25 protein-coding genes and 1 other RNA gene are annotated in these 26,369 nt (G+C 71.1%); 11 read left to right on the top strand and 15 right to left on the bottom strand.

The features are described from left to right. Nucleotides 1-13: 13 nt before the first annotated feature. A complete protein-coding gene (locus tag IPM43_14075; protein QQS24512.1) occupies nt 14-553 on the bottom strand; it encodes a DUF4262 domain-containing protein in 540 nt (179 codons plus the stop codon). A gap of 72 nt (nt 554-625) precedes the next feature. On the opposite strand from IPM43_14075, the gene IPM43_14070 reads away from it, so the two are divergent. Beyond that, on the top strand, nt 626-1,372 hold the full coding sequence (locus IPM43_14070) for an SURF1 family protein (protein QQS24511.1): 747 nt from the start codon (nt 626-628) through the stop codon (nt 1,370-1,372). On the opposite strand, the gene IPM43_14065 is transcribed toward IPM43_14070, so the two are convergent. From IPM43_14065 to IPM43_14055, 3 genes are read right to left on the bottom strand one after another with little or no spacing between them, the layout of a single operon-like run. Beyond that, the gene (locus IPM43_14065; protein QQS24510.1) at nt 1,369-2,331 is read right to left on the bottom strand and encodes an MBL fold metallo-hydrolase; all 963 of its coding nucleotides are present in this window, start codon (nt 2,329-2,331) and stop codon (nt 1,369-1,371) included. The two genes, IPM43_14070 and IPM43_14065, sit on opposite strands and share 4 nt — an antisense overlap. 38 nt (nt 2,332-2,369) lie before the next feature. After that, nucleotides 2,370-3,752: an NYN domain-containing protein gene (locus IPM43_14060; GenBank protein QQS24509.1), complete on the bottom strand. Its 1,383-nt coding sequence runs from the start codon at nt 3,750-3,752 to the stop codon at nt 2,370-2,372. Next, complete coding sequence (locus IPM43_14055) at nt 3,749-3,979, bottom strand: hypothetical protein (protein QQS24508.1); 231 nt, start codon at nt 3,977-3,979, stop codon at nt 3,749-3,751. Before IPM43_14055 ends, IPM43_14060 begins: the two co-directional genes overlap by 4 nt. 59 nt (nt 3,980-4,038) lie before the next feature. Here IPM43_14055 and IPM43_14050 point away from each other — a divergent pair, with 59 nt between their 5' ends. Further along, nucleotides 4,039-5,742, top strand: a complete 1,704-nt coding sequence (locus IPM43_14050) for a DEDD exonuclease domain-containing protein (protein ID QQS24507.1) — start codon at nt 4,039-4,041, stop codon at nt 5,740-5,742. Nucleotides 5,743-5,762: 20 nt separating this feature from the next. On the opposite strand, the gene trpD is transcribed toward IPM43_14050, so the two are convergent. The 6 genes from trpD to IPM43_14020 form a co-directional block, all read right to left on the bottom strand. Next, nucleotides 5,763-6,854, bottom strand: a complete 1,092-nt coding sequence (gene trpD, locus IPM43_14045; GenBank protein ID QQS24506.1) for an anthranilate phosphoribosyltransferase — start codon at nt 6,852-6,854, stop codon at nt 5,763-5,765. A gap of 24 nt (nt 6,855-6,878) precedes the next feature. After that, nucleotides 6,879-7,115: a WhiB family transcriptional regulator gene (locus tag IPM43_14040; GenBank protein QQS26471.1), complete on the bottom strand. Its 237-nt coding sequence runs from the start codon at nt 7,113-7,115 to the stop codon at nt 6,879-6,881. Nucleotides 7,116-7,216: 101 nt separating this feature from the next. Then, complete coding sequence (locus tag IPM43_14035) at nt 7,217-7,828, bottom strand: DUF3501 family protein (GenBank protein ID QQS24505.1); 612 nt, start codon at nt 7,826-7,828, stop codon at nt 7,217-7,219. Further along, nucleotides 7,825-9,144: a 4Fe-4S dicluster domain-containing protein gene (locus IPM43_14030; protein ID QQS24504.1), complete on the bottom strand. Its 1,320-nt coding sequence runs from the start codon at nt 9,142-9,144 to the stop codon at nt 7,825-7,827. The genes IPM43_14035 and IPM43_14030 overlap by 4 nt, the downstream gene beginning before the upstream one ends. Before the next feature lie 108 nt (nt 9,145-9,252). Further along, nucleotides 9,253-9,669: a rubrerythrin gene (locus IPM43_14025; GenBank protein ID QQS24503.1), complete on the bottom strand. Its 417-nt coding sequence runs from the start codon at nt 9,667-9,669 to the stop codon at nt 9,253-9,255. 11 nt (nt 9,670-9,680) lie between these two features. Next, complete coding sequence (locus IPM43_14020; protein ID QQS24502.1) at nt 9,681-10,211, bottom strand: transcriptional repressor; 531 nt, start codon at nt 10,209-10,211, stop codon at nt 9,681-9,683. 223 nt (nt 10,212-10,434) lie between these two features. Here IPM43_14020 and IPM43_14015 point away from each other — a divergent pair, with 223 nt between their 5' ends. The 8 genes from IPM43_14015 to rnpB all read left to right on the top strand — a co-directional run bounded on the left by IPM43_14015 (nt 10,435) and on the right by rnpB (nt 19,666). Continuing rightward, nucleotides 10,435-12,576, top strand: coding sequence for a fibronectin type III domain-containing protein (locus IPM43_14015; GenBank protein QQS24501.1), 2,142 nt, complete (start codon nt 10,435-10,437; stop codon nt 12,574-12,576). Nucleotides 12,577-12,596: 20 nt separating this feature from the next. Then, nucleotides 12,597-14,294 (top strand): glycerol-3-phosphate dehydrogenase/oxidase, encoded by a 1,698-nt coding sequence (locus IPM43_14010; GenBank protein ID QQS24500.1) that lies wholly within the window; start codon nt 12,597-12,599, stop codon nt 14,292-14,294. Further along, nucleotides 14,291-15,814 (top strand): FAD-binding oxidoreductase, encoded by a 1,524-nt coding sequence (locus IPM43_14005; GenBank protein ID QQS24499.1) that lies wholly within the window; start codon nt 14,291-14,293, stop codon nt 15,812-15,814. Before IPM43_14010 ends, IPM43_14005 begins: the two co-directional genes overlap by 4 nt. Beyond that, nucleotides 15,811-16,251 carry a hypothetical protein gene (locus IPM43_14000; protein ID QQS24498.1) on the top strand — a complete coding sequence of 147 codons (441 nt, stop codon included), beginning with the start codon at nt 15,811-15,813 and terminating at the stop codon, nt 16,249-16,251. The genes IPM43_14005 and IPM43_14000 overlap by 4 nt, the downstream gene beginning before the upstream one ends. Before the next feature lie 3 nt (nt 16,252-16,254). Beyond that, nucleotides 16,255-17,703, top strand: a complete 1,449-nt coding sequence (locus tag IPM43_13995) for a glycerol kinase (protein ID QQS24497.1) — start codon at nt 16,255-16,257, stop codon at nt 17,701-17,703. A 77-nt stretch (nt 17,704-17,780) separates the two neighbouring features. Next, on the top strand, nt 17,781-18,446 hold the full coding sequence (locus tag IPM43_13990; GenBank protein QQS24496.1) for a ferritin-like domain-containing protein: 666 nt from the start codon (nt 17,781-17,783) through the stop codon (nt 18,444-18,446). Nucleotides 18,447-18,463: 17 nt separating this feature from the next. Next, on the top strand, nt 18,464-19,276 hold the full coding sequence (locus IPM43_13985; GenBank protein ID QQS24495.1) for a hypothetical protein: 813 nt from the start codon (nt 18,464-18,466) through the stop codon (nt 19,274-19,276). 35 nt (nt 19,277-19,311) lie between these two features. Continuing rightward, nucleotides 19,312-19,666: RNase P RNA component class A (gene rnpB / locus IPM43_13980), an RNA gene on the top strand. A gap of 202 nt (nt 19,667-19,868) precedes the next feature. Here the strand turns inward: rnpB and IPM43_13975 are convergent. The 5 genes from IPM43_13975 to IPM43_13955 all read right to left on the bottom strand — a co-directional run bounded on the left by IPM43_13975 (nt 19,869) and on the right by IPM43_13955 (nt 25,348). Continuing rightward, nucleotides 19,869-21,032 carry an EAL domain-containing protein gene (locus IPM43_13975; protein ID QQS24494.1) on the bottom strand — a complete coding sequence of 388 codons (1,164 nt, stop codon included), beginning with the start codon at nt 21,030-21,032 and terminating at the stop codon, nt 19,869-19,871. 178 nt (nt 21,033-21,210) lie between these two features. Then, on the bottom strand, nt 21,211-21,804 hold the full coding sequence (locus IPM43_13970) for a histidine phosphatase family protein (GenBank protein QQS24493.1): 594 nt from the start codon (nt 21,802-21,804) through the stop codon (nt 21,211-21,213). Then, nucleotides 21,798-22,295: a hypothetical protein gene (locus IPM43_13965; GenBank protein QQS24492.1), complete on the bottom strand. Its 498-nt coding sequence runs from the start codon at nt 22,293-22,295 to the stop codon at nt 21,798-21,800. The genes IPM43_13970 and IPM43_13965 overlap by 7 nt, the downstream gene beginning before the upstream one ends. Before the next feature lie 7 nt (nt 22,296-22,302). Further along, nucleotides 22,303-23,034 carry a hypothetical protein gene (locus IPM43_13960; GenBank protein ID QQS24491.1) on the bottom strand — a complete coding sequence of 244 codons (732 nt, stop codon included), beginning with the start codon at nt 23,032-23,034 and terminating at the stop codon, nt 22,303-22,305. 43 nt (nt 23,035-23,077) lie between these two features. After that, nucleotides 23,078-25,348: a penicillin-binding protein gene (locus IPM43_13955; protein ID QQS24490.1), complete on the bottom strand. Its 2,271-nt coding sequence runs from the start codon at nt 25,346-25,348 to the stop codon at nt 23,078-23,080. A 75-nt stretch (nt 25,349-25,423) separates the two neighbouring features. Between IPM43_13955 and IPM43_13950 the strand changes: the two genes are divergently transcribed. Further along, complete coding sequence (locus IPM43_13950) at nt 25,424-26,362, top strand: TIGR03621 family F420-dependent LLM class oxidoreductase (protein QQS24489.1); 939 nt, start codon at nt 25,424-25,426, stop codon at nt 26,360-26,362. Nucleotides 26,363-26,369 lie beyond the last annotated feature (7 nt).

The following is a 26,369-nucleotide window of genomic DNA, read 5'->3' as shown; positions in this document are numbered from 1 at the left end:
GTGCACGTGCGCCTCAATCCGCCCCGGTCGCGCCCGCGCCGTCGTCGGCGCTCGCCAGCGAGCCGATCACCGGCTGCGCGAAGCGCAGGCGACGGTCGAACCCGGCCTCCGACGGCAGCCAGCCGTCGCGGTCCGGCCACAGCAGCTGCACCATCGACACGCCATCGGCGGGCCGTCGTGAGCGCCGCTGCCAGGAAACCGCGGTGGTGAACAGCTGACCCCACCGCGCCATGTCGAGCGGGGCGAACGCGCAGCGCAGGTCGTTGTCGAGCAGCCCGACGACGGCGACGCCGAGGGGGATCTCGGTTCCTCCGCCGAGCAGCGAGGCGACGAGGTCGAACATCCCCCGGCTGGCGACGGGCGTCAGCCCGAACAGCGCCACGTCGGGGAAGCCGAACGCGTCCTCGAATCCGATCGTGTACGAGTAGCCCGGGAACGGTGGGTCGAGATCGGGGCGCGCCGGCACAGCTTCGATCGCCCAGCCGTTGGTCTCGATCATCCACTCGATCTTCTCGCTGTGCGGGATGTGGAAGTCGGGCAGCTCGTCCGGCACCGCGCCAGCGTTGCACACGCCCGAGCGCAGTACGTTGGCCCCGACGTCGGTACGGTTCGACCCCCCTTCACCATGTACAAGTTCTTGCTCCGCCCTCGCTGGCTCGCGTTCCACCTGCTGTGCCTCGCCGGCATCGTGTTGATGGTGAACCTGTCGCTCTGGCAGTTCCGCCGTCTCGACGAACGCCAGCAGCTGAACGCCGCGGTCGAAGCGCGCAGCGCGGTCGCCACCAGACCCGTCGAAGAGCTGCTCCCCGGCGAAGAGCCGGTCCCCGGCGACGACGCGCTCGACGCGCTGGAGTGGTACACGACCATTGCGTCGGGCACCTACGACACCGCCGCCCAGGTGATCGTCGTCAACCGCAGCCAGGGTGGTCAGGCCGGCCAGAACGTGGTCACCCCGTTGGTCCTCGACGACGGCCGGCTGCTGCTCGTCAACCGCGGCTTCGTGCCGCTCGCCGCGGCGGTACCGCCTCCACCGGAGGGGACCGTGGTCGTCGAGGGGCGCCTGCGCGTCTCGCAGGAACGCAGCCTCGGCCAGCTGAGCGACCCGGCGGAGGGCACCCTCGCCGAGGTGCTCCGGATCGACATCGAGCGCCTGGCCCGCCAGCTCGACGCGCCGGTGGTACCGATGTACGTCGATCTGATCGCGTCGCAGCCGGCGGAGGGCGACCTGCCGATCCCGGTGCCCGAGCCCGAGCTCGGCAACGGGCCTCACCTGTCGTACGCGATCCAGTGGATCATCTTCGCCACCTCGGTCGCCGTGGGTTGGGTGCTGGCCGTCCGCTGGTCGGTTCGCAAGCGGGCCGAGCGAACCTAGCGAGGGTGGTCGAGGGCGGCCATGCGACGGAACTGCTCGACCACGTCGGGGCTCTGGTGCGCGGGGTCGAGATGGCGGTAGGCGGTCTCGACGTTGACGGTGATCCGGCCGAACTCGCCCCAACGGTCGAACCCTCCGACGTGGGAGACGCCCATCTCGCGCGCGATGTCGCGCGCCGCCTCGAACGCGTCGATGCCCTCCCGGAAGTGCTGCGTCGCCTGCTCGTCGACGAACGTGAGGTAGTCGCGCACCGCGACGACCCCGGCCTTGTCGGTGAGCGGGCCGTGCCCCGGCACGACCGACTCGACGTCCATGCCGAGCATCAGGTCGCAGGCCGCCACCCAGTTGGACAGCGGGCCGGCCCACACGATCGGGGTGCCGCCGATGAACAAGATGTCGCCGGTGTACACCGTCTTCGCGTCGGGCACGTGCACCAGCAGGTCTCCTTGCGTGTGCGCCGGGCCGACCTCGATCAGCTCGATCGCCCGGCCACCGACTTCGACGTCGAGGCGACCCTCGAACGTGCGCGTCGGCAGGCGCACCTCGATGCCGTCGAAGTCGAACGCGCCGAAGAAGCCGCGGAACAGGTCACCGACCTCTCCCTCGGCGTGGTTGAGCGCGGCCAGCATCGCCGGCGGCACCTCGGTCATCTCGTGGGCGGCGGCGGCGGTGGCGATGATCTCGGCCCGGTCGACGAGCTGGTTGCCGTAGCAGTGATCACCGTTCGCGTGGGTGTTGACGAGCGTGGCGATCGGCGCCGCCCGCGTGTGCGGAGCCATCTCGGCGAGCATCTCGGCGGTGAGCCGTAGGTCGAACAACGTGTCGACGAGCAGCGACGCCCCCTCGCCGACGACGAGCCCGGCGTTGGACCACCCCCAGCTCCCGTCGGGCTGGAGATACGCGAGGCAACCCTCCCCCAGCTCGTGCAGACCCAACGTGTACGCATCCGGCGCGCTCATCGCCACAGGATGCCAGCTGAGCCGCGACGTCGACGGCGTCAGCGACAGGCGACGGCGAGCAGCTGCTGGCTGGTGATCCGGTTCGCACCGTACCTGCGCACCGACTCGGCCAGCTCGGCGTCGTTGGTGGCCACCACCACCGGCCGGCTGCTCGGGAGCGCGGCCACCTCGTCGCGGATGACGTCGTCGGCGATGACCCCCGCGGGCGAGTACACGATGCGCACCAAGCGGCGCCCCGACGCCGCGGCACCGGCCACCGTCTGGCCGTCGAACACCACCAGAACCCGGCAGCCGTAGCGGCGCGCAAGCTCCTCGCCGGCGAGGATGCACTGCTCGCGCTGGGCGGCAAGGTCGAGCGCCGGCCAGCCCAGCTTGGCGACGTTGTAGCCGTCGACGACCACCTCGACGTCGGGAGCCCGCACCAGGGCCCGTGCGGCCTCGACCGAACCCGCGGCCACACCGCCGGGCAGCGCGAGCGGCTTGCGCCGCGCCGGGCGCGGTGACGGCACCGGCGCCGACCCCGCCCCGCCGTCGTCTGCGCCAACCGCCGTCACGTTGCCGGCGATGCCCGGGTCGGCGCTGCCGCCGAGCACCACCGCGACGCGCTCTAGCGCGTCGGCGAGCTGGCGGACGCTGCGGATCGCGTCGCCCAGCCCGGCCGCCGCACCGGCGCGCACGACGGCACCGTCGTCGCGCGGCGGGTGGGCGAGATGCTCCTCGTCGCCGGCACGGTCGGCGAGGGCCCGGTCGCGGACACCCTCGGCCGCGCTGAGCGCCGCCTGCAGGTCGCCCCGCTCCGACCTGGCCAGCTCGGCCGAGCGCACCGCGCTCTGCGCCGCCTCTTCCGCGCGCTGGGCCCGGGCGGTGAGCCCCTCGATCTCCCGGCGCAGGGTGGTGACAGCCTGCTCGTGGGCCCGCTCCAGCTCACGGGTGTCGCTGCGTTGGGCCCGCTCGCGAGCGAGGTCGGCCTCGAGCCCGGCGAGCCTCGCCTCGGCACGCGCGGCGCGTTGCTCGGCCCCCTCACGCCGGCGCTGCTCGGCGTTCAGGCCGGACTCCAGTTCGGCGGTGCGGGCTTCGTCGCGCTCGGCGGCGGTCTGGACCTCGGCGGCGGCACGCACGGAGTCCTCCCATCCGGGTCCGCGGTGCAGCCACGCCAAGCCGGCTGCGCCGACCAGGTCGATGTCGGCGACGGTGGCGACCCGTGCTCTCAGCTCGGGATCGCTGACGACCACCTTGCGCATCGCGATGAGGTGGTTCTTGGTGAGCCGCCTGGCCTGGAGCGCCTGGCGGATGGCGAGCGAGACGGGCGCCGCGCCGGGTTGGCGCTGGTCGTGGCGCAGCACCTCGACCACGAGCTCCAGCGCCGCGCGGAGCACCTCGACCGGCACGTCGGGCACATCGCGCGGTGAGTCAGCGATCACCCGTCGGCCTCGTCGAGCGCTTCGACGACCATCTCGACGACACCGCTCGGCCCGCACCACCGGCAGGTCACCGACTCGACGCGATCGTCGAGCACCACCGGCTCCTCGACGGTCAGCTCACCACCGGTGGTGTAGTGGTGGAACGCGCTGGTGCGCGTGGAGCGCACGACGTCGAAACGGGTGAGGTTGCCGCACGAGCTGCAGCGGTACCGGAACGGAGCAGCCATCGCCGGCACCTTACCGAGGCTTGACAACGAACACCCGTACGGGTACATCTGTTCGCCGGATGGGACGGGGAACGCAAACAGGGCGCGCCGCAGCCGGGCAGCGCAGCCTCGACGAACTGGGCACGCCGCTGCACGAGGTGGTGTTCTGCGTGATCGACCTCGAGACCACCGGGGGCTCCCCCGGAGCCGACCGGATCACCGAGATCGGCGCCGTGAAGGTGCGCGGCGGAGAGTGCCTCGGCACCTTCCAGACGCTCGTCAACCCGGGGTGCGCGATCCCCCCGTCGATCACCGTGCTGACCGGCATCACCGAGGCCATGGTGCTGCCCGCACCCCGCGTCGAACAGGTGCTGCCGTCGCTGCTCGAGTTCGCGGCAGGCACGGTGATCGTCGGGCACAACGTGCGCTTCGACGTCGGGTTCGTGAACGCTGCGCTCGAACGCGGCGGCCGCGGACGCCTGACGCACAGCGTCGTCGACACGGTCGCCCTTGCCAGACGCCTCGTGCGCGACGAGGTGCCCGACTGCAGGCTCGGCACCCTCGCCTCCCGCTTCCGTCTCGACCACCGCCCCAGCCACCGCGCCCTCGACGACGCCCTCGCCACCGCCGACCTGTTGCACCTGCTGCTCGAGCGCGCCGCCGCGTACGGGGTGCTCGGCCTCGACGACCTGCTCTTGCTGCCCCAGCTCGCCGGGCACCCCTACGTCGCGAAGCTCCGCCAGACCAACCTGCTTCCTCGCTCCCCTGGCGTGTACCTGTTCCACGGCGCCGGCGACGAGGTGCTCTACGTCGGCAAGGCCACCAACCTGCGCCAGCGGGTGCGCAGCTACTTCAGCACCAACGAGACCAGGCGCAAGGTAGGTGCGCTGTTGCGTGAGGCGCAGCGGGTCAGCCACGTGGAGACGCCCGACCCGCTCACCGCCGCCGTGCTGGAGCAGCGCTACCTCCACCAGCTGCTGCCGCGCTACAACCGCGCGGGCACCACGTGGCAGCGCTACTGCTACGTCAGGCTCACCACCGAAGAGGCATGGCCGCGCATCGTGGTGGTCAAGGACCCGGCGCGCAGCGGCGTGCACCTCGGCCCGCTACCCAGCCGCGCGATGGCCACGCTCGTCGTCGAGGCGCTGCAGTCCGCGATCCCGCTGCGCCGCTGCGGCAAGCGCATCGGGCCCCGCCACGTAGTCGCCTCCGACGCCACCCCGTGCGCGCCGGCGCAGCTCGGCGTGGCGATGTGCCCGTGTGCCGGTCAGGCCGATCCGGCCTTGTACGCCGAAGCGGTCGGCGCGGCGGAGCGGGCGATGACCACCGCGCCGCACCTGGTGCTCGACCACCTGTACCGGCGGATGACCGAGCTCGCCGCCGCCCAGCGGTTCGAGGAGGCCGCCGCGGTGCGTGACCGGGCCAGCGCGTTCGCGGGTGCAGTGCGCCGCCAGAGGCTCACCGACCAGCTGCGCCACGCCGGGCGGATGGTGCTGCGCCTCGGCGACGTCGAGATCGAGCTCGACCACGGCCGCCTGCTCGACGCCCGCGTGCCGGGCGCTCTGACGGCCGCCCTTCCACTGCCGCCCGACGAAGCAGTGCTCCCCGGGGTCCCGCTGCCGAGAAAGGCGGTCGACGAGCTGCTCTGCATCGGGCGCGCGCTCGACGCCGACGCCGACCGGCTGCAGATCCTCGAGTGCTCGGGCACCTGGGCGTCGGCCCACCCGGCGGTGCCTCACGTCGAGCGCCTCACCCTGCCCCGGCGCGGCCGACTCGCGGCCTGAGACCGCGCTCGTCGCCGTCGTCAGGCGGTCGTGGTCGCGGCTGCCTCGGCGGCCGCGGCGGCCTGAGACACCTCGACCAAGCGGTCGAGGGTGTCGGCCGCCTTGCCGGAATCGATCGTCTGGGCGGCGAGCTCGATCCCGGCTTCGATCGAGTCGACCGCGGCGCCCACCACGAGCGCCGCGCCGGCGTTCAGCAACACGATGTTGCGGTGCGCGCCGTGGTCACCGGCCATCACCCGGCGGACGAACTCGGCGTTCTCCGATGGCAGGCCGCCCTCGAGCTCCTCGGGGATCGCCGGCGCCAGGCCGAGACCGACAGGGTCGACCGTGAACGTCGTGACGTGGTCGTCGTCGAGGGCGAGCACCGTGCTGGGGCCGGTGGTGGAGAGCTCGTCGAGCCCGTCGCCGTGCACCACCCAGGCCCGCACCGCCCCGTGGATGCGCAGCGAGGCGAGCATCCGCTCGGCCATGCCCGGGTCGGCGACACCGATCAGATGGCGCCGCACACGACCGGGGTTGGCCATCGGCCCGAGCAGGTTGAACACCGTGGCGATGCCGACCTCTTTGCGCGCGCCCGCCGCGAAGCGGAACGCGGGGTGGTAGCGCGGCGCCAGACAGAACCCGATGCCGGCCTCCTCGATGCAGCGCAGCACACCGTCGGGCGCGAGCTCGATCGCCACGCCCAGGGCTTCGAGCACGTCGGCGGCGCCGCACTTCGAAGATGCCGCACGCGCGCCGTGCTTGCACACCGGCACCCCGGCGGCGGCGACGACGATCGCCGACATCGTCGACACGTTCACCGAGTGACTGCGGTCGCCCCCGGTGCCGACGATGTCGACCGCCCGGTCACGCAGGTCGTCGGCGAGGGGCACGAGCGTGGCCGCGGCCAGAACCGCGTCGAGCATCCCCGAGATCTCCTCCGGCGTCTCGCCCTTGGCGCGCAGTGCGACGACGAACGCGATGAGCTGGGCCGGGGTCGCGTCGCCGTCGAGGATCGTCGACATCGCCGCCCGCGCGTGCACGCTCGGCAGGTCGTAATGGTCGAGCACCGCGGCAATCAGGCTCGGCCAGCCCCCGATCTCGTCCAGGCGCGGGTGGGTGCTGGTGGTCATCGAAGCGAGGCTAGCGAGCGCGGTTCAGGCCGACCGGCGGCGCTGGCGCACTATCCGGCGCCGTTCACGCTCCGTGGCACCGCCCCACACGCCCACCTTCTCGCGACTCGACAGCGCGTGCTCGAGGCACGCGATGCGCACCCCGCAATCGGCACACACCGATTTCGCCTGATCGGCCTCGTCGTCGGTCTCCGGGTAGAAGATGCCCGGGTCGAGACCCCGGCAAGCCCCCAGCTGCCGCCACACGATTTTGTCCACCAGTGATCATCCCCTGTGAGCCGGACACGGTCGCAGAGACGACACTAGGACTAGTTCCGGGCCGTTGGGAAGGCCCAAATCGCGAAACAGCCGACGTGGCTGGGTCAGGCCGCCCCGAGGTCGCCGCGCAGCTCTTCCAGGGTCTCGGCGCCGAGCCGGGTCGACCACGGATACTCGGGGTGAACCGACTCGAAGACCACCTCGCCCGTCGCCATCGCCGTGACCTGCGCGGGGGTGAAGTCGAACTGCACGTAGTGCACGGCCGCGGTGACGTGTTCACGGGTGAGCTGGCGGGCGTGCTGTTCTTCGCTAGCCGAGCGCACCGCCTGGGAGTCGGGCAGGCGGAACTGCAGCGAGCGCTCGATGCCGACGAGCTTGGGCAGCCACTCGCGCAGCTGGTCGTCGGTGGTCAGCTCCAGGAACAAGGTGGCGCAGAGCTGGCCGGGCTCGGGGATCATCGGGTTGTAGGCGTCGAGCTCGCCTTGGATCTCGGCGTCGGAGATCAGCTTCTCCGCCCGGGCCATCTCCTGCACCTGGTACCGCACCGTCTCGCGGTTCTCGAACGTCAGCGTCATGATCGGACCGAGGTGCACGCGGCGGCGCTCCTTCAGCGCCATCACCCGCGCCCGCGTCGCCTCGCGCTCTCGTTCGTACTCGCGCAGATCGGCGATGTCGCCGACCTGCAGCCGGCGTGACCCCTTCGTCGCATCGGTCATCGAGGCTCCTCGGGGATGCCGTACGCACGGGCGAGGAGCTGCAACGGGTGCAGCGGCTCCCGCCCGGTCTGCTCGTTGATCGCGGTGTTCGCCAGATGGCAGTCGCCGGTGACGACGTCGCCGCCGGCGCGAAGGATGTCGTCGCCGAGCTTGCGGGCGATCGGCACGGAGATCTCGGTGTTCTCGGCGCGCAGGCCCCACATGCCGTCGATGCCGCTGCACTGCTGCACCAGCTTCACCTTCGCGCCGGTCAGCTTCATCAGGTCGCGGCTGCGCAAGCCGATGTTCTGGGCGCGCAGGTGGCACGGGGTGTGGTACGTGATCGTCTCGGGCACGTCGCCCTCGAACTCGAGGTCGAGGCTGGCGCCCTCGCTCTTGTGCAGGTCGACCAGGTATTCGGCGGCGTCGAACGTGTGGGCGGCGACTAGCTCGGCCTCGGCGCGGTGGGCCTCGTCGACGTAGTCGACGTAGTCCTTCTTCAACACGTAGCCGCAGGTCGGCTGGGGCACGACGATGTCGGTGCCCTTGCGCACGGTGGTGGCGAGCGCCGCCACGTTCTTGTTGGCGATCTTCTTGAACTGGTCGATGTCACCGCTGTGCAGGAACGGAGCGCCGCAGCAGTGGGTGGTGTCGGTCAGCGAGCACTCGATGCCGTTGCGCTCGTACACCTTCACCAGATCGTGGCCGATCTGAGGTGCCTGATACTCGACGAGACAGGTGGGGAACACCGCCACCCGGCCCTGGCGCTTGCCGATGCGCAGCTTGGGACGCCGCTTGAACCAGGTGGTGAAGCGCTGCCTCGCGAACGGCGGCAGCAGGCGCACGCTCGACACGCCGGCGGTCTTTTCGACCAGCTTGCGCAGCAGCGACCCCGGTGCGGCACCGAGCACCTTGTTCATCATCGGGCTCGCGGTGGTCGCCACCTTGCCGAGCATGTCGGTGCGACCCATCAGCTCGGTGGTCAGGCGGTCGCGGGCCGATGCGAGCTTGCGCTCGTGGCGCATCGCGTCGGCCCGCAGCATCAGTCGCGGGAAGTCGAGCGCCCACTCGTGCTGGCCGGGGATGTAGGGGCAGTTGACGTAGCAGAGCTTGCACTGGAAGCACTCATCGATCACCTGGTCCTGCTGCGCCGGGGTGAGCTTGCCGGCGTCCTGGTCGTCGTGGCGGTCGATGAACTCGAACAGCGTCGGGAACGAGGTGCAGAACTTGAAGCACAACCGGCAACCGTGGCAGAGGTCGTAGACGCGGGTCAGCTCGTCGCGGACGTCCTTCTCGTCGAGGTACTTCGGGTGGTGCGGGTCGTACGTGATGGTCATCTGGGCCTGCTCGGGTCGCGTGGGTGGACTGCAGCGTTGGGAGGGGCTGTATCAGAGTCGGGTGGGGCCCAGGCCGAACGGCCTCGGCCCCACCCGACGCGGCGCGCGTCAGAGCGCGTCGAGGCCCTGCTGGAAGCGCCCGGCGTGGCTCTTCTCGGCCTTCGCGAGCGTCTCGAACCAGTCGGCGATCTCGCCGAAGCCCTCGTCGCGGGCGGTCTTCGCGAATCCCGGGTACATCTGCGTGAACTCGTAGGTCTCGCCGGCGATGGCGGACTTGAAGTTGTCGTCGGTGTCGCCGATCGGCTCGCCGGTGGCCGGGTCGCCGACCGTGGCCAGGTACTCGAGGTGGCCGTGGGCATGGCCCGTCTCACCCTCGGCGACGGAGCGGAACAGGGCCGCAGCGTCGGGGTAGCCCTCGACGTCGGCCTTCTGGGCGAACCACAGGTAACGGCGGTTGGCCTGGCTCTCGCCGGCGAACGCTTCCTTCAAGTTGTCGTGGGTCTGGGACTTGGTCAGATCAGCCATGGGTCGGCTTCTCACTTTCCTCTTGTGGTTTGGCTCGGTTGGGGATCGGTGTTGCTGGATGGGCTGGATGGGCTGGATGGGCTCGATGAGCCGGCGGGGACGGCCGGGACGGACTGGATGTCGCGAGCGGCGCCGGCACAGGACGCGCACTGGCCGCGGAACACGATCGCGGTGGACTCCACCTCGAACCCCGCGAGGTCGGCGAGGTCGAGCTGTTCGGCTCCGGTGACGTAGACGTCGCGCACTGCCGAGCAGGTGTCGCATACGAGGTGCTGGTGTTCGTCGACGTTCGGATCGAACCGGCTGGCGCCGGCGCCGAGGTCGAGCAGGCGCAGCTCACCCATCGCGACGAGGTCGGTGAGCGTCTGGTACACGGTGCGCAACGAGATGCCGGGCATCTCGGCGCTCGCCGCCGCGTACAGCGAGTCCGCCGTCGGATGCGTCTCGTTGCCGTGCAGCAGCCTGAACAGCAGCTGGCGCTGAGGTGTCAGCTTCAGCCCGTTCGCGCGGAACTCGGTGGTGAGCTCGGCAGGCAGCTTCATCACCGCCCACCATAAACGCACTGATTGCTAGTTCGCAACTCATGCGAACTACTCCCTCCCGTTCTCGGTCGGATGAGTCGCGCTATGTGTCACAAATCCGACCGAGAACTTGGGGGACGCCCGATCGCTGCGGGGGTTGCTACCCAGGAGTAACCTCTGCGGCGAGGACGAATCGCGCCCGGACCTGATCCGGGGACGGGCACTCGGAGCGGGGAGGCTCACCATGGCTCACTTCTGTGCCAGCTGCGGTTCGGGGATCACCGAGGGCGCGGCGTTCTGCCCGAACTGCGGTGCACTCACGCAACCGGGTGCCGGCGCCCAGTCGTCGTCGCTGCCCCCGCCCCCGCCGGGGGGCGCCGTTGCGCCACCGCCGCCCGGACCGCCGACGGCCGTCGGCTTCCCGGCCGCGGGAGGCGACGAGCCGCCTGGCGAGAAGAAGAAGAACGTCCCGCTGCTCGTCATCCTCGGCATCGGTGCCGTCTTGCTGCTCGTCGCCGGCGTGCTGGCGTTCAGCGGCGGCGGAGACAAGGACCAAGCCGACGGGTCGACGACCACTGCCGTCACGAGCGCCGGAGAGGTGTTCCTCGAGCCGGCGACGCAGCCGGGACCCGACCCGTTCACGGCGAGCGTCGACACCAACACCGCTGACGCGCCGGCGCGAGTCGTGCCCGCCAGGGCCGGTGTCACCACGACCGTGCCGCGAACGACCACCTCCGGCGCGACCACGACGGTCACACCGACAACCGGTGTGCCGACGGCGACCACCTTGCCCCTCGACAGCGCCGTCGGGGTGCGCACCATCGAAGCCACCCGACCCGGCCTGTACGGCGGCACGCGGGACAACGCCTCGTGCAACGCGGCGCAGATGATCTCCTATCTGCAGAGCGAGCCGGAGAAGGCCGCCGCGTGGGCCGGTGTGCAAGGCATCGACCCCGCAAGGATCCCCGAGTACATCGCCGGCCTGACGCCTGTGGTGCTGCGCCTCGACACACGCGTGACGATGTACGGCTTCCGCAACGGCGTCGCCACCGCGCGCCAGGTGGTGCTCGAGGCCGGTTCGGCGGTGTTCGTCGACGAGTACGGCATCCCCCGCGCGAAGTGCAGCTGCGGCAACCCGCTGGCCCCGCCGATCGCTCAGCCTGAAGGCATCACCTGGCGCGGCGACCCGTGGCCGGGGTTCGACCCGACGACGATCGTCGTCGTCAACAACACGACGAACATCACCATCAACGACTTCACCCTCGTCGACCTGAACGGGGCCGGGTTCTTGAAGCGCCGCCCCGGCACCACCGACGGCAGGGTCGACGACGGCCCGGTCCTCATCGACTACATCTGCGACCTCTACCCCGAGGCCTGCATCCCGCCCGACCTGATCCCGCCCGACGTCATCGTGCCTACGACCCGGCCAGGAGAGCCCGAGCTCGGCACCGGCGACGTGCAGGTGACGCTGCGCTGGGGAAGCACCGCCGACCTCGACCTCGCCGTCGTCGACCCCGCCGGGTCCAGGATCGACTTCACCACCCCGACGTCGCCTTCGGGCGGAGAGCTCGACGTCGACTCCAACGCCGCATGCTCGTCCGCCACGACCTCACCGGTGGAGAACGTGTTCTGGCCGCCAGGGCAGAGCCCGGAGGGTGAGTACACGGTCATCGTCAGCTACTGGGCCGAGTGTGGCGACGCCACCGGCCCGCAGTCGTACGAGCTGTCGGTGTTGATGAACGGCGTCTCGATCGAGCCGACGGCTGCCGGCGTGTCGTACAGGACCGATCCCGGCGGTGCCACGGCCGTCGAAGCGGCGTTCACGGTGCGTGCGCCGGCCGCCGGCGTCGACGGGAGAGGAGAGCGTCTCACCCAGGTAGCGGGCACGCTCGGTGCCCCCAGCGAGGAGAACTCGTACACGTTCGCGAAGGAGGTCGGCCAGGAGATCAACCCGGTGCCGGGAACTCCCGAGAACCTGAACGTCGACCCGCTCGCCGCCGGGTCGCTCGAGGTGTCGTGGACGCCGGGCGGGGTCGAGACGAACGCTCCGGAGACGGGCTACGAGATCACCGTCGATCCGATGGGCGTGCGCTTCGTCGTGCCGTTCGACACGCTCAGCTTCACCATCCCGGGGCTCGAGCCGGGCGTTGCGTACACCGTTTCGGTCGTCGCGTTCAACGAGGCCGGTGGGAGCCCTCCGGCCACCGCGATCGTCGAGACCATGGGCGAGGAGCCCTCCGTCCCCCAGACGGCTCCGCCACCGGCGAGCCCGGACGGCTCGGCCGTCGAGACGCTGGAGCAGTACTGCGACCGGCTGTTCCCGGACGACTTCATGAACTGGACGCTCTGCATGCACGACCCCGCTGGGGATCCGATCCCCGCGTGAGTCCGCGCTACAACATGGGGGTGCCAGCGCAGCCCCCGTTCGAACGCACGACGATGCTGCGCCGTCTCGCGACCGAGGAGTTCGACGTCGTCGTCGTCGGCGGTGGGATCACCGGCACCGGCGTCGCGCTCGACGCCGTCACCCGCGGGTTGCGCACCGCACTCGTCGAGCGTGACGACTTCGCGTCGGGCACGTCGTCGAAGAGCTCCAAGCTGGTGCACGGCGGGCTGCGGTACCTGCAGCAGGGCGAGGTACGCCTCGTCTACGAGGCACTGCGCGAACGCCAACGGCTGAAGCGCAACGCGCCGCACCTCGTGCGCCTGCTGCCGTTCATGATCCCGATCCTCGTGAAGGACGGCCTGATCTCGAAGAAGATCGCCCGCGCGCTCGGTTCGGCGTTGTGGATGTACGACCTCACCGGTGGCGCCCGCATCGGGCGCGTCCACCGGCGCCTGCGGCGGGCGAGCGCCCTCGCCCACATGCCGACGATGGACTCCGAGCGGCTCTCCGGCGCGTACCTCTACTACGACACGGCCGCCGACGACGCTCGCCTGTGCCTCACCGTCGCACGCACCGCTGCTGCGCACGGAGCGGTTGTGGCCAACGGTGCCAGGGTCACCGGGATCGGCCACGACGCGAGCGGCAAGGTGTCGACGGTGCAGGTCGATGCCGGCACTTCGACGCTGACCATCCGCACGCGGGTCGTGGTCAACGCCACCGGCGTGTGGGCCGACGAGGTGCGCGCGCTCGATGAGGGCTCCGACCCGGCAAGGTTGCGACCGGCCAAGGGCGTGCACGTCACCGTCCCGTGGGAGAAGGTGCGCAACACGATCGCGGTCATCATCCCGGTGCCGAAGGACAAGCGCAGCCTCTTCCTGGTGCCCTGGGGCCAGCGGGCGGACGGCACGTTCCAGCACACCTACGTGGGCACCACCGACACCGACTACGACGGCCCACTCGACGACCCGCAGTGCACGAAGGAGGACCTCGACTACGTGCTCGCCGCGCTCGGCGCGAGCGTCACCACCGGCATCACCGCCGACGACGTCACCGGGACCTGGGCCGGTCTGCGCCCGCTCGTCGACGCGGCTCCTACCGACCGCACCGCCGACCTCTCCCGGCGACACTCGGTGCAGGTGAGTGCCTCCGGAGTGGTCACCGTCACCGGCGGCAAGCTGACGACCTACCGCGAGATGGCCGAAGACGCCGTCGACGCAGCGGCGCTGCTGCTCGGCAGCGACGGGCGTTGTCGCACCAAGCGGCTGCGCCTGCTCGGCGGCGACCGGCGCAAACGCGCGGGTGCGTCGCCGGGCTCGCTCGCAGACCACCTCGACGGTCGCCACGGCAGCCTCGCCGCCGCGCTCACGCATCTCGTCGACGCCGACCCGTCGCTCGGCGCGCCGCTCGTCGAGGGCCTGCCCTACTTGCGCGCCGAGGCGGTCTACGCCGCCCGCCACGAGATGGCCCGCTCCGTCGACGACGTGCTCAGCCGGCGCACGAGGGCCAGGCTGCTCGATCGCCGGGCGTCCGTCGAGGCCGCGCCGGAGGTGGCGCGCCTGCTCGCCGCCGAACATGGCTGGGACGAGGCCGAGACCAGCCGGCAAGCCGACGAATACCGGGAGCTCTGCGCCCGCGAGGCGCAAGCGGGCCTCGGATTTGAACCGAACAGGCCCGATGGCTCCCCTCTCCCGACGACACCCTTGGCCGGCCCCAGATGAGCGCACCTACGCCGCCGATCGAGCTCACCGGAACCGGCGAGCACCTCGGCTCTCCCGTGGTCGAAGTCCCCGCCGAGCTCGTCGACCGGCTGCGCGCCGTGTGCCCCACCGACACCACGGTCGCCGCCACGGCAGAGGCGAGCCGCGACTGGTGGCCGCTCGCCCTGCATTGGTCGCTCGCCGGCGAGGTGCCCCGGCGCGCCGGCGCCGTGTGCCGGCCGACGACACCCGAGCACGTCGCCGCCGTCGCGGCCGCCTGCCACGGTTCCAGGGTGCCGCTCACCGCCGCCGGGGGGCGCAGCGGCGTATGCGGGGCTTCGGTCCCGGTCCACGGCGGAGTGCTGCTCGACCTCAGCGGGCTGCAAGGGGTCGTCGACGTCGACGAGGAGTCGATGGTGTGTGAGGTGCTCGCCGGCACTTTCGGGCCCGACCTCGAGCAGGTGTTGCGCGCCCGCGACCTCACCGCGGGGCACTTCCCGCAGAGCTTCGACCTCGCCACCGTCGGCGGATGGGTCGCGTGCAGAGGAGCCGGCCAGTACTCGACGCGGTACGGCAAGATCGAAGACATCGTCGCCGGTCTAGAGGTGGTGCTCGCCGACGGCACCGTCGTGCGCACCGGTGGAGCGCCGCGCTCGGCCGCCGGACCGGACCTCACCCAGGTGTTCGTCGGCAGTGAGGGCACGCTCGGCATCGTCACCCGCGTGTGGTTGCGCTGCCGGCCTGCACCCGCTGTCGAGCGCCGCGCGGCGTACGCGTTCGAGTCGTTCACCGCGGGCATCGATGCCTGTCGGCGCATCCTGCGCCGCGGGGCGACGCCGGCCGTGCTGCGCCTGTACGACGCCCCCGAGAGCCAGCGCGGACAGGGTGGGGACGGCACCCAATGCGTGCTGCTCGTGCTCGACGAGGGGGACCAGGGTCTGGTGGACGCGGGCATGGCGGTCGTCGCCGACGAGTGCGCGGCCACGCCCGGATCGAGCCCATGGCCGGTGGAGACCGTCGAGCGCTGGATGCACCACCGCAACGACACGAGCGCACTGCAGGGGCTCACCCGCAAGGGCTTCGTCGTCGACACGATGGAGATCGCCGCGCCGTGGTCGAAGCTGGCGGCCATCGACGACTCCGCCCGCGCGGCGCTGCTCGCCGTCCCCCACGCCCGGGCCGCCACCTGCCACCTGTCGCACAGCTACGTCGACGGCGCCTGCCTGTACTTCACGTTCGCGGCCACCCCTCCTGCCGACGAGGTCGACGCCACCTACGCGGCGCTGTGGGACGCCGGGACGCGAGCGGTGCTGGCCGCGGGCGGCAACCTGAGCCACCACCACGGCGTCGGTCTGAATCGCTCCCGGTTCACCGCCGAAGCCCTCGGTGACGCCCACCAGGTGCTGGTCGCGCTGAAGAAGGCCCTCGACCCCGCCGGCATCTTGAACCCCGGCAAGCTCGGCCTGCCGAGCCCCTTCGGCGCGCCGGCATGGCCCGCGGCCCCAGCAGGCGCCCCACCCGGTGAGGAGCCGCGGCGTTGACCGACCGCTTCGACCGGGCGGCCATCCGCGCCGGAGCCTCGGTGGCACTGGTCTTCGCCGTGCCCCTTTCGATCGCCGCCCGCGCAGTGGCCGACTCCGCCGACGGTGCCGACGGCGACGGGGGTAGCGCGCTCGCCGCGCTGTTGTCGTTCGGCGCCGTGCTCGGCTTCGTGCTCGGTGCCGGCGTGGCGGCCTGGCACCAGCGCCGCGGCACGCCGCTGTCGCACGGCATCGTCACCGCCGGCGGCACCTACGTGGCCGCCCAGGCCGTGTTCGTCGCCGTCAAGCTGCTGCGCGGCGACGAGGTGCGATGGTCCGCGGTGTTGTTCAATCTCACGATGGCACTGGTCGCCGGGGTGGTCGGAGGCTTCCTCGGCTCCTACCTGCAGGCCAAAGGAATGAGCCCACAGCGCCAAGGCGCCGGAAAGGACGGCTGAGCCATGAGCATCCTCGTCATCGATGTCGGCACCAGCGGTCTGCGCGCCGGGGTCGTCAACCCCGACGCGTCGATCACGGCCCTCGAGCACCGCGCCACTCCGCCCTCCACCCCGTTCCCGGGAATGGTCGAGTTCGACCCCGCCGAGATGGCCGCGACGGTGCTCGAAGTCGCCCGGGCGGTGATCGAGCGCACCGGGCCGGTGGACGCGGTCGGCGTCACCTGCCAGCGCGCGTCGACGGTGCTGTGGGACCGCGCCACGGGCGAACCGCTGGGGCCAGGGATCGGCTGGCAAGACCTGCGCACGGTGTTCGACTGCATCATGGCCAAGGCCGAGCACGGCCTCGGGCTGGCTCCCAACCAGACGGCGACGAAGGCGGCGTGGCTGCTCGCCAACCATGCCGCCGGGCGCGACCCCGCCGAGCTCTGCGTCGGCACGGTCGACTCGTGGATCGCGTGGACGCTCTCCGGTGGAGAGCTGCACGTCACCGACCACACGAACGCAGCCGTCACCGGGCTAGCGCTCGTCGACGGCACCGCCTGGAACCCGGCCAGCTGCACCGCCCTCGGTCTGCCGATCGAGCTGCTCCCCCGCATCGTCGACACCTCCGGAGTTGTCGGCCAGGCGTCGGCTCTTCCCGGCGCCCCCGTGATCGCCGCGCTCGTCGGCGACCAGCAGGGCTCGCTCGTCGGGCAGGGTTGCGTGAAGCCGGGCATGGCCAAGATCACCTTCGGCACGGGCGGGATGCTCGACGTATGCACCGGCGCTCCTGCTCCGAAGACGGCGCACAGGCTGGCCAACGGCACGTTCCCGATCGTCGCCTGGAGCCGCGACGGCGAGCTCACTTGGGGCGCGGAGGCGGTGATGCTCTCCGCGGGCACGAACGTCGAGTGGCTGGTCGACGACCTCGGCGTGCTGGCGAACCCGCCCGAGAGCCACGACGTCGCCGCGCAGTGCGAGACCACGGAGGGCGTCGTCTACGTGCCTGCGCTGCTCGGCCTCGGCACCCCTCGCTGGGACTACGGCGCCCGGGGCACGCTGCTCGGCGTCACCCGCGGCTCGGGCCGGGCCCAGCTCGTGCGTGCCGTGCTGGAAGGCGTCGCCCATCGCGGGGCCGACCTCGTCGAAGCCGCCGAGGCGGATACCGGGCTGTCCATCGGGTCGCTGCGTGTGGACGGCGGGATGAGCACGAACCCGACGTTCGTGCAGGCGCTCGCGAACACGACCGGCCGCCCGATCGAGGTCTCCCCGGTGGTCGAGGCGACCACTCTCGGCGCAGGCTTCCTCGCCGGGCTGGCGATCGGCGCCTGGAGCTCGCTCGACGACGTCGCCGCCGCCTGGCGGCCCGCCTACCGGGCGGAGCCGACGGCTCCCCTCGACCGCGCAGAGTGGGCAAGAGCAGTCGAAAGAGCCGCCGGATGGATCCCCGACCTCTCCGCCCTCGACTTCTAGAGTTGCCCGGGCGCCCCCCGGCCGGGAAGGCTGGGAGGGATCGACGATCGGACAGCAATGATCGAAAGGAATCCTTCGTGGACATCACGCACGCCGACGTGACGGAGAAGTCCGCCGCCGACGGCGCGAACAGGCGCCGTTTCCTCGGCGCCGGCATCGTCGGAGCCGCGCTGGCCGCAGTCGCCGCCCGCCCCGTCTCCGCCCAGACGGACGACAGCGTCGCCGAGTCCACCACCACGGCCCCGCCGGCGCGACCGACCGCTGCCGACACCGACCTGCTCGTCTTCGTCCAGCAGGTCGAGCTGACCGCGATGGCGCTGTACCGCGCCGCGCTCGGCAGCGACGTCGATCTCGACGACACCATGCGTGCCAACTTCGACGCGCTCCGCCTCCACCACGACGCCTACGCGAAATCGGTCGCCGGGCTGGTCGGCGGTGTCGCCACCAACAGCCACGACGAAGCGCTGTACGACGAGCTCGTCGACGGCTTCGAGCAGGGCAGCGCGGCCGAGGTCGCGAAGGCCGCCCACGACCTCGAGAACTCCCTCGTCGCTACGCACACAGCGCTGTTGAGCGAGCTGGAAGGCACCAACGCGTCCAGCTTGGTGGCCTCCATCCAGATCGTCGAGGCCCGCCACGCAGCGGTGCTCGCCAAGCTGGCCGGGCTCGATCCTGTCGCCGACGCCGACGCCTTCTTGGTGACACCCGACATCGAGCCGCTGACGCCGGCGGACGACGCCTGAGATTGGAAGGGATCTCCATGGAAGCGGTCAACCGCCGTCGATTCCTAACGACCACCGGTGCGACGCTGTCGCTCGGTGCCCTCGTCGCCGCCTGCGGCGGTGAGTCCGACGCAGGCGGGATCCCCCGCGTCGGCACCGTGCCCCCGACGACGGCACTCCCCGATGCGCCGGTCACCGATGTCGCCCTGCTGCGCACGTCGACCTCGCTCGAGCACAGCGCGATGCACGTGTACGAGGCGCTCGGGACGACGCTCGGCGCCGACGCGGGCGAGCTCGCCTCCCGCTTCCTCGCCGACCACGAGGCCAACGCCGCGACGTTCGCCGAGCTCACCACCGCGGCCGGCGGTGAGGTGTTCGCCTGCCCCAACCCCCGCTTCCAGCGCGTGTACATCGAGCCTGCGATCCAGCTGATCGAAGGCGGTGACGGGGTCGAACCCTCCCCGGAAGCAGCAGCCGATTCGCTCACCGTCGCGCACGCGCTCGAATCGCTGATCGGCTCCACCTGCCAGTCGTTCGTCCCCATGCTGAACGACCAGGAGCTGCGGATGGAGATGATGAACATCGGCCAGCAGGCCGCCCGCCGCTCGGCCGTTCTCGCCATGCTGATCAATCCCGACGTGCTGATCGACTCGAGCAGCCTGCCCGGCGGCACCGCTGTCGAGGAGGGGGCGTCCACCACGTTCGCCGTGCCCGGCGCGTTCGGGTCGCTCGCGCCGATCCCGATCACCATCGGCGCGCCCGACGAGAACGGCACCGCCACGACGGTGAACCTCGAGACGCTGAGCCTCAACTCGCTCGCGTACGAGTACCTCGGCGCCTGCGAAGCCTGAGCTCGCGACTCCAGCCGTAGACTGGCCCGCGACGGTGAGTCGGCCGGGTGGCCGCGGCACGCACATGTGTGTCGAGGAAAGTCGGGACTCCGCAGGGCAGGGTGCTGGCGAGAGCCAGGTCGGGGCGACCTGACGGATCAGTGCAACAGAGAGAGTCCGCCGATGGGCCCGGGTGACCGGGCCACAGGCAAGGGTGAAACGGTGCGGTAAGAGCGCACCAGCGCCCGGGGTGACCCGGACGGCTGGCAAACCCCACCCGGAGCAAGGCCGAGCAGAGGGCACGGACGGCCCGTTCGCCCTTCGGGGCACCCTCGGGTAGGCCGCGTAGATGGATGGTCACCAGCTCGCCGAGGCGAGCCACAGGATCCCGCTTACAGGCCGGCTCACCGTCACCAACCCTGCCCGCCCAGCGCCCTGAGCCCGGCGCGCCCTCCGCCGCGGTGGAAGTGCGATATCTCAGCGCACCCGTCTGTCTCCACACATCGCACTTCGCCGGGGGCTTCTGGAAGTGCGATATCTCAGAGCACCCGTCTGTCTCCACACATCGCACTTCCCCGGCGGCGGGGGTATGCGCTCGAGCGGGCCTGGGCGGCTAGCGCAGCATCACCGCGCGGGCCACGGCAGCGACGGCGCCTACGTCGTCGGTCAGCACGTGGCCCCGCCGGCCGGGCCCGGGGCCGGGGCCGGGGCCGGGGCGCAGCACCAGGCCGAGCGCCGAGTCGGCGCCGAGCACGGCGACCACGGTCAGCCCGGCGTTCGGATCGTCGCGGCCGACGTCGACCACGTACGCGCCAACAGGTGCCAGCCCGAGAACGCTCGTGGCGGCCACCGTCAGGTGGGCCCCCGCGCCTGCGATCGCGGCCAGCGGACACTGCAGCGAGGCCGCCCCACCGGGGAGGTCGCCGACCTGCACCACGACCGTCGCCTCGTCGCCGATGCCGAGCGCCTCGTCGAGCAGCCGGCCGACGAGCACCGTCGCCGTCTCGGTGTCGATCTCGGGCCAGTCATCGCCCCATTCGTCGAGCAGGCCGCTCATCGTCGTCGGCGCCGCCGCGGCGGGCAGCACCAGCGGGCCCCCGTGGACGACCTCGGAAACCTCACGGGGGTAGCCGAACCACCAGCCCTGGCCGAGCTGAACCCCGAGCTCCCACGCCCGGCCGGACTGCAGCGAGCTCTCCACTCCCTGGGCCACGGTCGGTGCGCCGGTGCGTTCGTGCAGCATCGACAGCACGGCGGCCATCCGCTCCGGTGGCAGCGCTCCCCCGGCGTCGATCGTGCACGGGGCGAGCTTGACCACGTCGGGCTCGAGCAACGCGAGCATCGACATCGACGTGGTCTCCTCGCCGAGGTCGGTCAGGGCGATCCGCCAGCCTCGTTCCCGAAAGCGCTTGATCGTGTGCAGCACGTCCACCGGGCGGTCGTAGGCGTCGGCGACGCCGATCTCCAGTGTGCACGTGGCGTTTGCGGCAGCCGCGCGCATCGCTGCCTCGAAGTCGTCGGTCACGGCGCCGAAGAGCATCGCCGGACCGGCGTTCACGAAGACGCCGTTCTCGGGCTGCCAGCGCCCAGACCGGCTGACCGCGTCGACGGCCAGCGAGAACGCGTGCCTGTCGAGCTCTACGTGGCAGCCGACCTCGGTGGCGCGTTGGAAGTACCCAGCGGGCAGCTCGATGTCGGACCCGGCCGGGCCCCGCAGGAAGGCCTCGTGGCCGACGACGACACCGGAAGCGATGTCGACCACCGGCTGGAACACCATTCGGGCTTCCGCCAGCAGCTCCTCCGGGCCTAGCCCGGTCCCGTGGGCGCGGACATCCACGACCGGCTCGGCGGCCGAGGCCTGAGGAGCCGGAGAGGTCGAGCGCGCAGGCGCTTGCACGACCATGACATCGGCAGTCCCAACGGCCGACTTGACCCTTTCTTCACGAGCGGGTGGTTCAGCCCTCGGCCGGCGGATCGAGGAGGTGCAGCGTCTCGTTGAAGCTGTACAGCATCGGCCCGCGGGGACCGATCCCGATGCGTGTGATCGAAGCCGTGTCGAGGCGCACGCGCCACGACACAGAGACGTCGGTACCCACCGCCCAACACACCGCGGCCTTGATCGGGGACACATGGCTGACCACGACCACGTCGCCCTCGGTCGCCCGCTGGCAGAGCTGCTCGCAGGCGGAGCGCACACGGCGATCGAGCGTTGCCAACGACTCGCCCCCTGGTGGTTCGAAGTCGGCGTCGGTGCGCCAGCGGTGCCACGTGTCGCCACCGACGTCTGTGATTCGTCGGCCGTCGAGGTCGCCGTAGTCGAGCTCTGTCCAGCGCTCGTCCACCTGGATGGGACGTCCCTGCGCGATCGCCGCAGCGGTCTGGCGCGCCCTCGCGAGCGGGCTGGAGACGACGGCGGAGATCCCACCGAGCACGCCCGCGAGGCGTGCCGCCTGCCACTGTCCGAGGTCGTCGAGGTTGGCGTCGAGCCTGCCCTGGAGCTGCCCGGCGGCGTTGAGCGCCGTACGCCCGTGACGCACCAGGATCAGCACGTCGCTGCCCCGCCTTGGGGCGCCGCGAGCTGCCCGGTGCGCACGAACGCGCTCCGTTCGGTGGCCCGCCGCAACCCCAGCCGCCTCCAACCGATCACCAGCACCGCCAGCCCGGCCAGTTCGAGCGGCACGTTCCACCACCCCCGGGCGACGACGGGCAGCGGCTCGTCGCCGAAGCCGAGCCCGGTGAACGGCCACCAGAACGCCTCGGCGTTGGCGAAGGCCCCGTCGAACACCAGGTGCAAGAAGGTGCCGATCGGCAGCGCCAGCCAGCGTCGGCGAGCAGCCCGCCGGCCGACGGTGGCCACCATCACCACGACCATCAGCCCGACGCTGCCGGCAAGGGAGTGCAGCACGGACGATCCGCCGGTGAGCCCGTCGACGACGTCAGGCAGCAGCAGGCCGAGCGCGAGCACGCGGTAGTCGAATCGTGGGTCGCGGAACACGAACCACACGGTGGCGATTCCGGTGCCGAGGAACCACAGCAGCACTGGGGCCTCAGCTCACCAGCATCCGGCCGCAGTTGGGGCACTCACCCACTTCGCCGGCTGGAAGGTGACGCACCTCCTCCAGTTCCGAGCGGGACAGGTCGATGTGGCAACCCCCGCAGCGTGAGCCGTCGAGGCGCGAGATGGCTACACCGTCGTGCAACGACCGGGCGCGCTCGTAGCGCACCACCACCGCCGCCGGCAGCTCCCCCGCGAGGACACCGCGGCGGTCGGTCAGCTCGGCCAGCTCGGCATCGATCTTCGATTCCGCCGCGGCGAGCTGCACCTCGGCCACCGATACCTCGGCTGTCACGTCGGGTTCCTTGCCGGCGAGTTCGCCCGCAGCCGACTCGAGCGCACCGAGCTCGTCGAGCAGCTCCAAGCCGCGGTCGTCGAGATCGCTGCGCTGTTGGGCGAGCCCGGCGATCTCCCGCTGCAAGGCCTCGGCCTCACGCGGCGCGATGACCGTGCGCAGCTGTGCCTCCAGTCGCCTGGAATGCGCGGCGAGGGAGTCTCCCTCGGCCTCGGCGCGGGACAGCTCCGCCTCCAATTCGGTCATCCGTGCTGCCGCCGCGCGCTGCGCCGCGGCCAGCTCGGAGCGCGACCTCGTCGCCTCGGCGTGCTGCGCCCGCTCCGGCAGCCGCTGACGTGCGACGCGGAGTTGGTCGGCTCCCGTGTCGGCACGCTGGATCTGCAGCAGCAGATCGAGCACGTCGGTGTGGTCTGGACCACCCTCATCCATCAGTTGATTCGCCTCCCTCAGCGAGCAACCCTGTCGGGCGCGGTCAATCGCGCACCCCGGCCGGAAGGCTGCCGGCACAGTCGTACACCATGAACTCGTTCGGCCTCACGCTCGGCAGCGGCCACGTCGGGTCGGTGTTGCCTCTGGCGATCGTCGTCCCGGGATCGACCGGCCTGATCACGGCGGTGGGTGGTGGTGACGTGGTGGGTGCCGCCGAGCCTGGCGGAGCGCTGCCGTCGGGAGGCGTCGTCGTCGGCGGCGGGGTCGCGGCTGTCGTCGTCGACTGGCCCGGCGTCGGGATGGTCCCGGACACCAGACGCCCGAGGCAGTCCGCACCGGGCAGGTACAGGCGCGTCGACGGGCGGGTGTACGGCGCGGGCGGCGGGAAGGACTCGAACCCCAGCCCGAAGTGGGCGTAGTCCATGAACTCCTTCCAGATCGCGGCGGGGAACGTGCCGCCCTGCACCTTGCGCACGCCCGCGGCGACGAACTCGGGGATGTCCTCCATGGGCAGGTGTCGATCCGGGTGCCCCACCCAGACCGCGGTGGTGATCTGAGGCGTGAACCCGACGAACCACGCGTTCGTGTTCTCCTCCTGCGTGCCCGTCTTGCCGGCCGCGATCCGTCCGTCGGCCAGCGCGTGGTCGTCGGCGGTGCCGCGCTCGAGCACGCCGGTCAAGATGTCGGCGGTGCGCCACGCCGCCTCGGAGGTCAGCACCGGCGTGCCGAGGTCGAGGTGCTGGTACACCATCCCGCGTGGCGACTCGATCGTCTCCACCAAGTACGGCTCCATGTGGACGCCGCCATTCGCGATCGTCTGCGCCCCCGAGGCCATGTCGAGCGCGCTCATCTCGTTCGCCCCGGTGGCATAGCTCGCGTACGGCATGATCGGATCGCGCTCGGCGATCGGCTGGCCCTCGTACAGGTAGCCCGAGCGCGCCATGCGGTACGTGGTGGACACCACGCGGTCGAGACCGACCATCTGCGACAGCCGCGCGAAGGCACAGTTGATCGAGTACCAGGTCATCTGTTCGAGCGGGCCGAGCGAGCGGCTGACGCCGCTCTCCACGACGAACGGCTCGTCGGGGTTGTCCGGGTTGGGCAGCGTGCAGGGGCGGGTGCCGTCGATCAGGTCGTTCGCCTGCGCGCCGGCCTGCACGGCGGCGGCGAGGATGAACAGCTTGATGCTGGAGCCGGTCTGGCGGGTGCTCAGCGCCAGGTTGACCTCGTTGCGCCCTGCCTCGAACGGTCTGCCGCCGACCATCGCCAGCACAGCGCCGGTGCGGGAATCGAGCGACACGAGCGACGCCTCGACACCCGCGAAGTTCATCGGTAGCTGGTCGGTCTTGGCCTGCTCGGCGGCGAGCTGCTTGAACGGATCGAGCGTGGTGTGGATGCGCAGACCACCGCGGAAGAGCGCGTTGTAGCGATCCTGGTAGGTGTCCCCGAGGATCGTCGAGCGGTTCAACAAGAAGTCCTTGACCGCTTCGGAGAAGTGCGTGCGCTTGATGTCGCGCTCGGGGAAGCTCTGCACCACCTCCGGGATCTCCCAGTTCTCGGCCAGGTCGTCGGCCTCGGCCTGATCGAGCAGTTCGGCACGAACGAGCATGTCCAGCACCTGGGCGAAGCGGCGCCGGCTCTGCTCGGGGCTGCGGATCGGGTCGTACGCCGAGGGTGCCTGGATCAACCCGGCGAGGAAGGCACCCTCGATCAGGTCGAGGTCGACGAGGCGCTTGCCGAAGTACACCTCTGCCGCGGCCTGGATCCCGTAGGCGTTGTTCCCGAAGTAGATCGTGTTCAGGTAGCGCTCCAAGATCTCGGACTTGGTGTGCTCCTTCTCCAGGCGCAGCGCGTAGACGGTCTGGAGCAGCTTGTAGCGCCCGTCGCGCTCGAGGCCGGCGAGGAACTCGATCTTCACCACCTGCTGCGTGATCGTCGAAGCGCCTTGCCGCGCACCACCTTCGAAGTTGGACAGCGTGGCTCGGATCAGGCTGCGGACGTTGACGCCGTCGTGGCGGTAGAACTCGCGGTCCTCCACCGCCAGCACCGCGCTGATCACGTCGGCGGGCACCTGGGAGAGGGAGACGGGCTGGCTGTTCTCCAGCTCGTAGACGGCGATCTCGTTGTCCAGCGTGTCGTAGACGTACGTGCGCTCGGCGAGGTCGGCGAAGGCGGGCAGACCGAGGGGCACCTGCGAGTGCGCGTTCAGCGCCTGCCACCCGCGCGGCCCGGCGCCGACCACCACGGCGGTCAGCAACAGGGCGCCGGCGCTCACGACGATGCCGAGACGCAGGAGCCAGCCGACGAGACGCATGACCGGGATCACGGTAGTGCTGGTGCCGTTCCCGAGGGCATCACTGCCTCGACCCCGCGACTACCGTGCCCTGTCGTGACCCACCCGATCCGTCCCTTCCGCTTCGGCGTCCAGGCCTCCGGCGCCCCCGATCGGGAGAGCTGGCTCGAGATCTGCCGCCGGACCGAGGGCAACGGTTACGACGTGCTGACGCTTCCGGACCACTTCTCCGACCAGCTCGCGCCGGTGCCCGCGCTCATGGCGGCCGCGGCGGCGACTACGACGCTACGCGTCGGGTCGCTGGTGTTCGACAACGACTACAAGCACCCGGTGGTGTTGGCGAAGGAGATGGCCACGCTCGACGTGCTGTCGGACGGCCGTTTGGAGATCGGCCTCGGAGCCGGATGGATGCTGAGCGACTACGAGCAGTCGGGCATCGAGTACGACTCGGCCGCCGTGCGCATCGACCGCTTCGAGGAAGGGCTCGCGATCATGAAGAGCGCGCTCGGCCCCCACCCGTTCTCCTTCCAGGGCGAGCACTACCGGATCAGCGGGTACGACGGGCTGCCCAAGCCCGTGCAAGAACGTCCGCCGATCCTCATCGGAGGCGGTGGCAAGAGGGTGCTGTCGATCGCCGCGCGGCAGGCCGACATCGTCGGCATCAACGCCACGCTCACCGCCGGGAAGGTCGGACCCGAGGCCTTCGACTCGATGTCGCCTGCAGCCGTCGACGCGAAGGTCGCGATCGTGCACGAAGCGGCCGGTGAGCGGCTCGACCACCTCGAGATGAACGTGCGCGCCTTCATGGTGAACGTCACCGACGACAGGGACTCGGTGATCCAGGGCCTGGCCACCATGCTCGCCGTCGACGTGTCGATGCTCGAGGAGTCGCCGTTCGCGCTCGTCGGCAACCCGGCGCAGATCGCCGACTCGCTGCGCGCCCGGCGCGAGCGCTGGGGCTTTTCGTACGTCATCGTCGGTGCGGAAGACATCGACAGCTTCGCTCCGGTCGTCGCCGAGCTCGCCGGCACCTGAGCCAGCG

This window comes from Actinomycetota bacterium, from assembly GCA_016700055.1.
Taxonomy (GTDB): domain Bacteria; phylum Actinomycetota; class Acidimicrobiia; order Acidimicrobiales; family Ilumatobacteraceae; genus Kalu-18.
The sequence above is the reverse complement of the archived record's forward strand: the minus strand, read 5'-3'. Positions and strand labels throughout refer to the sequence as shown.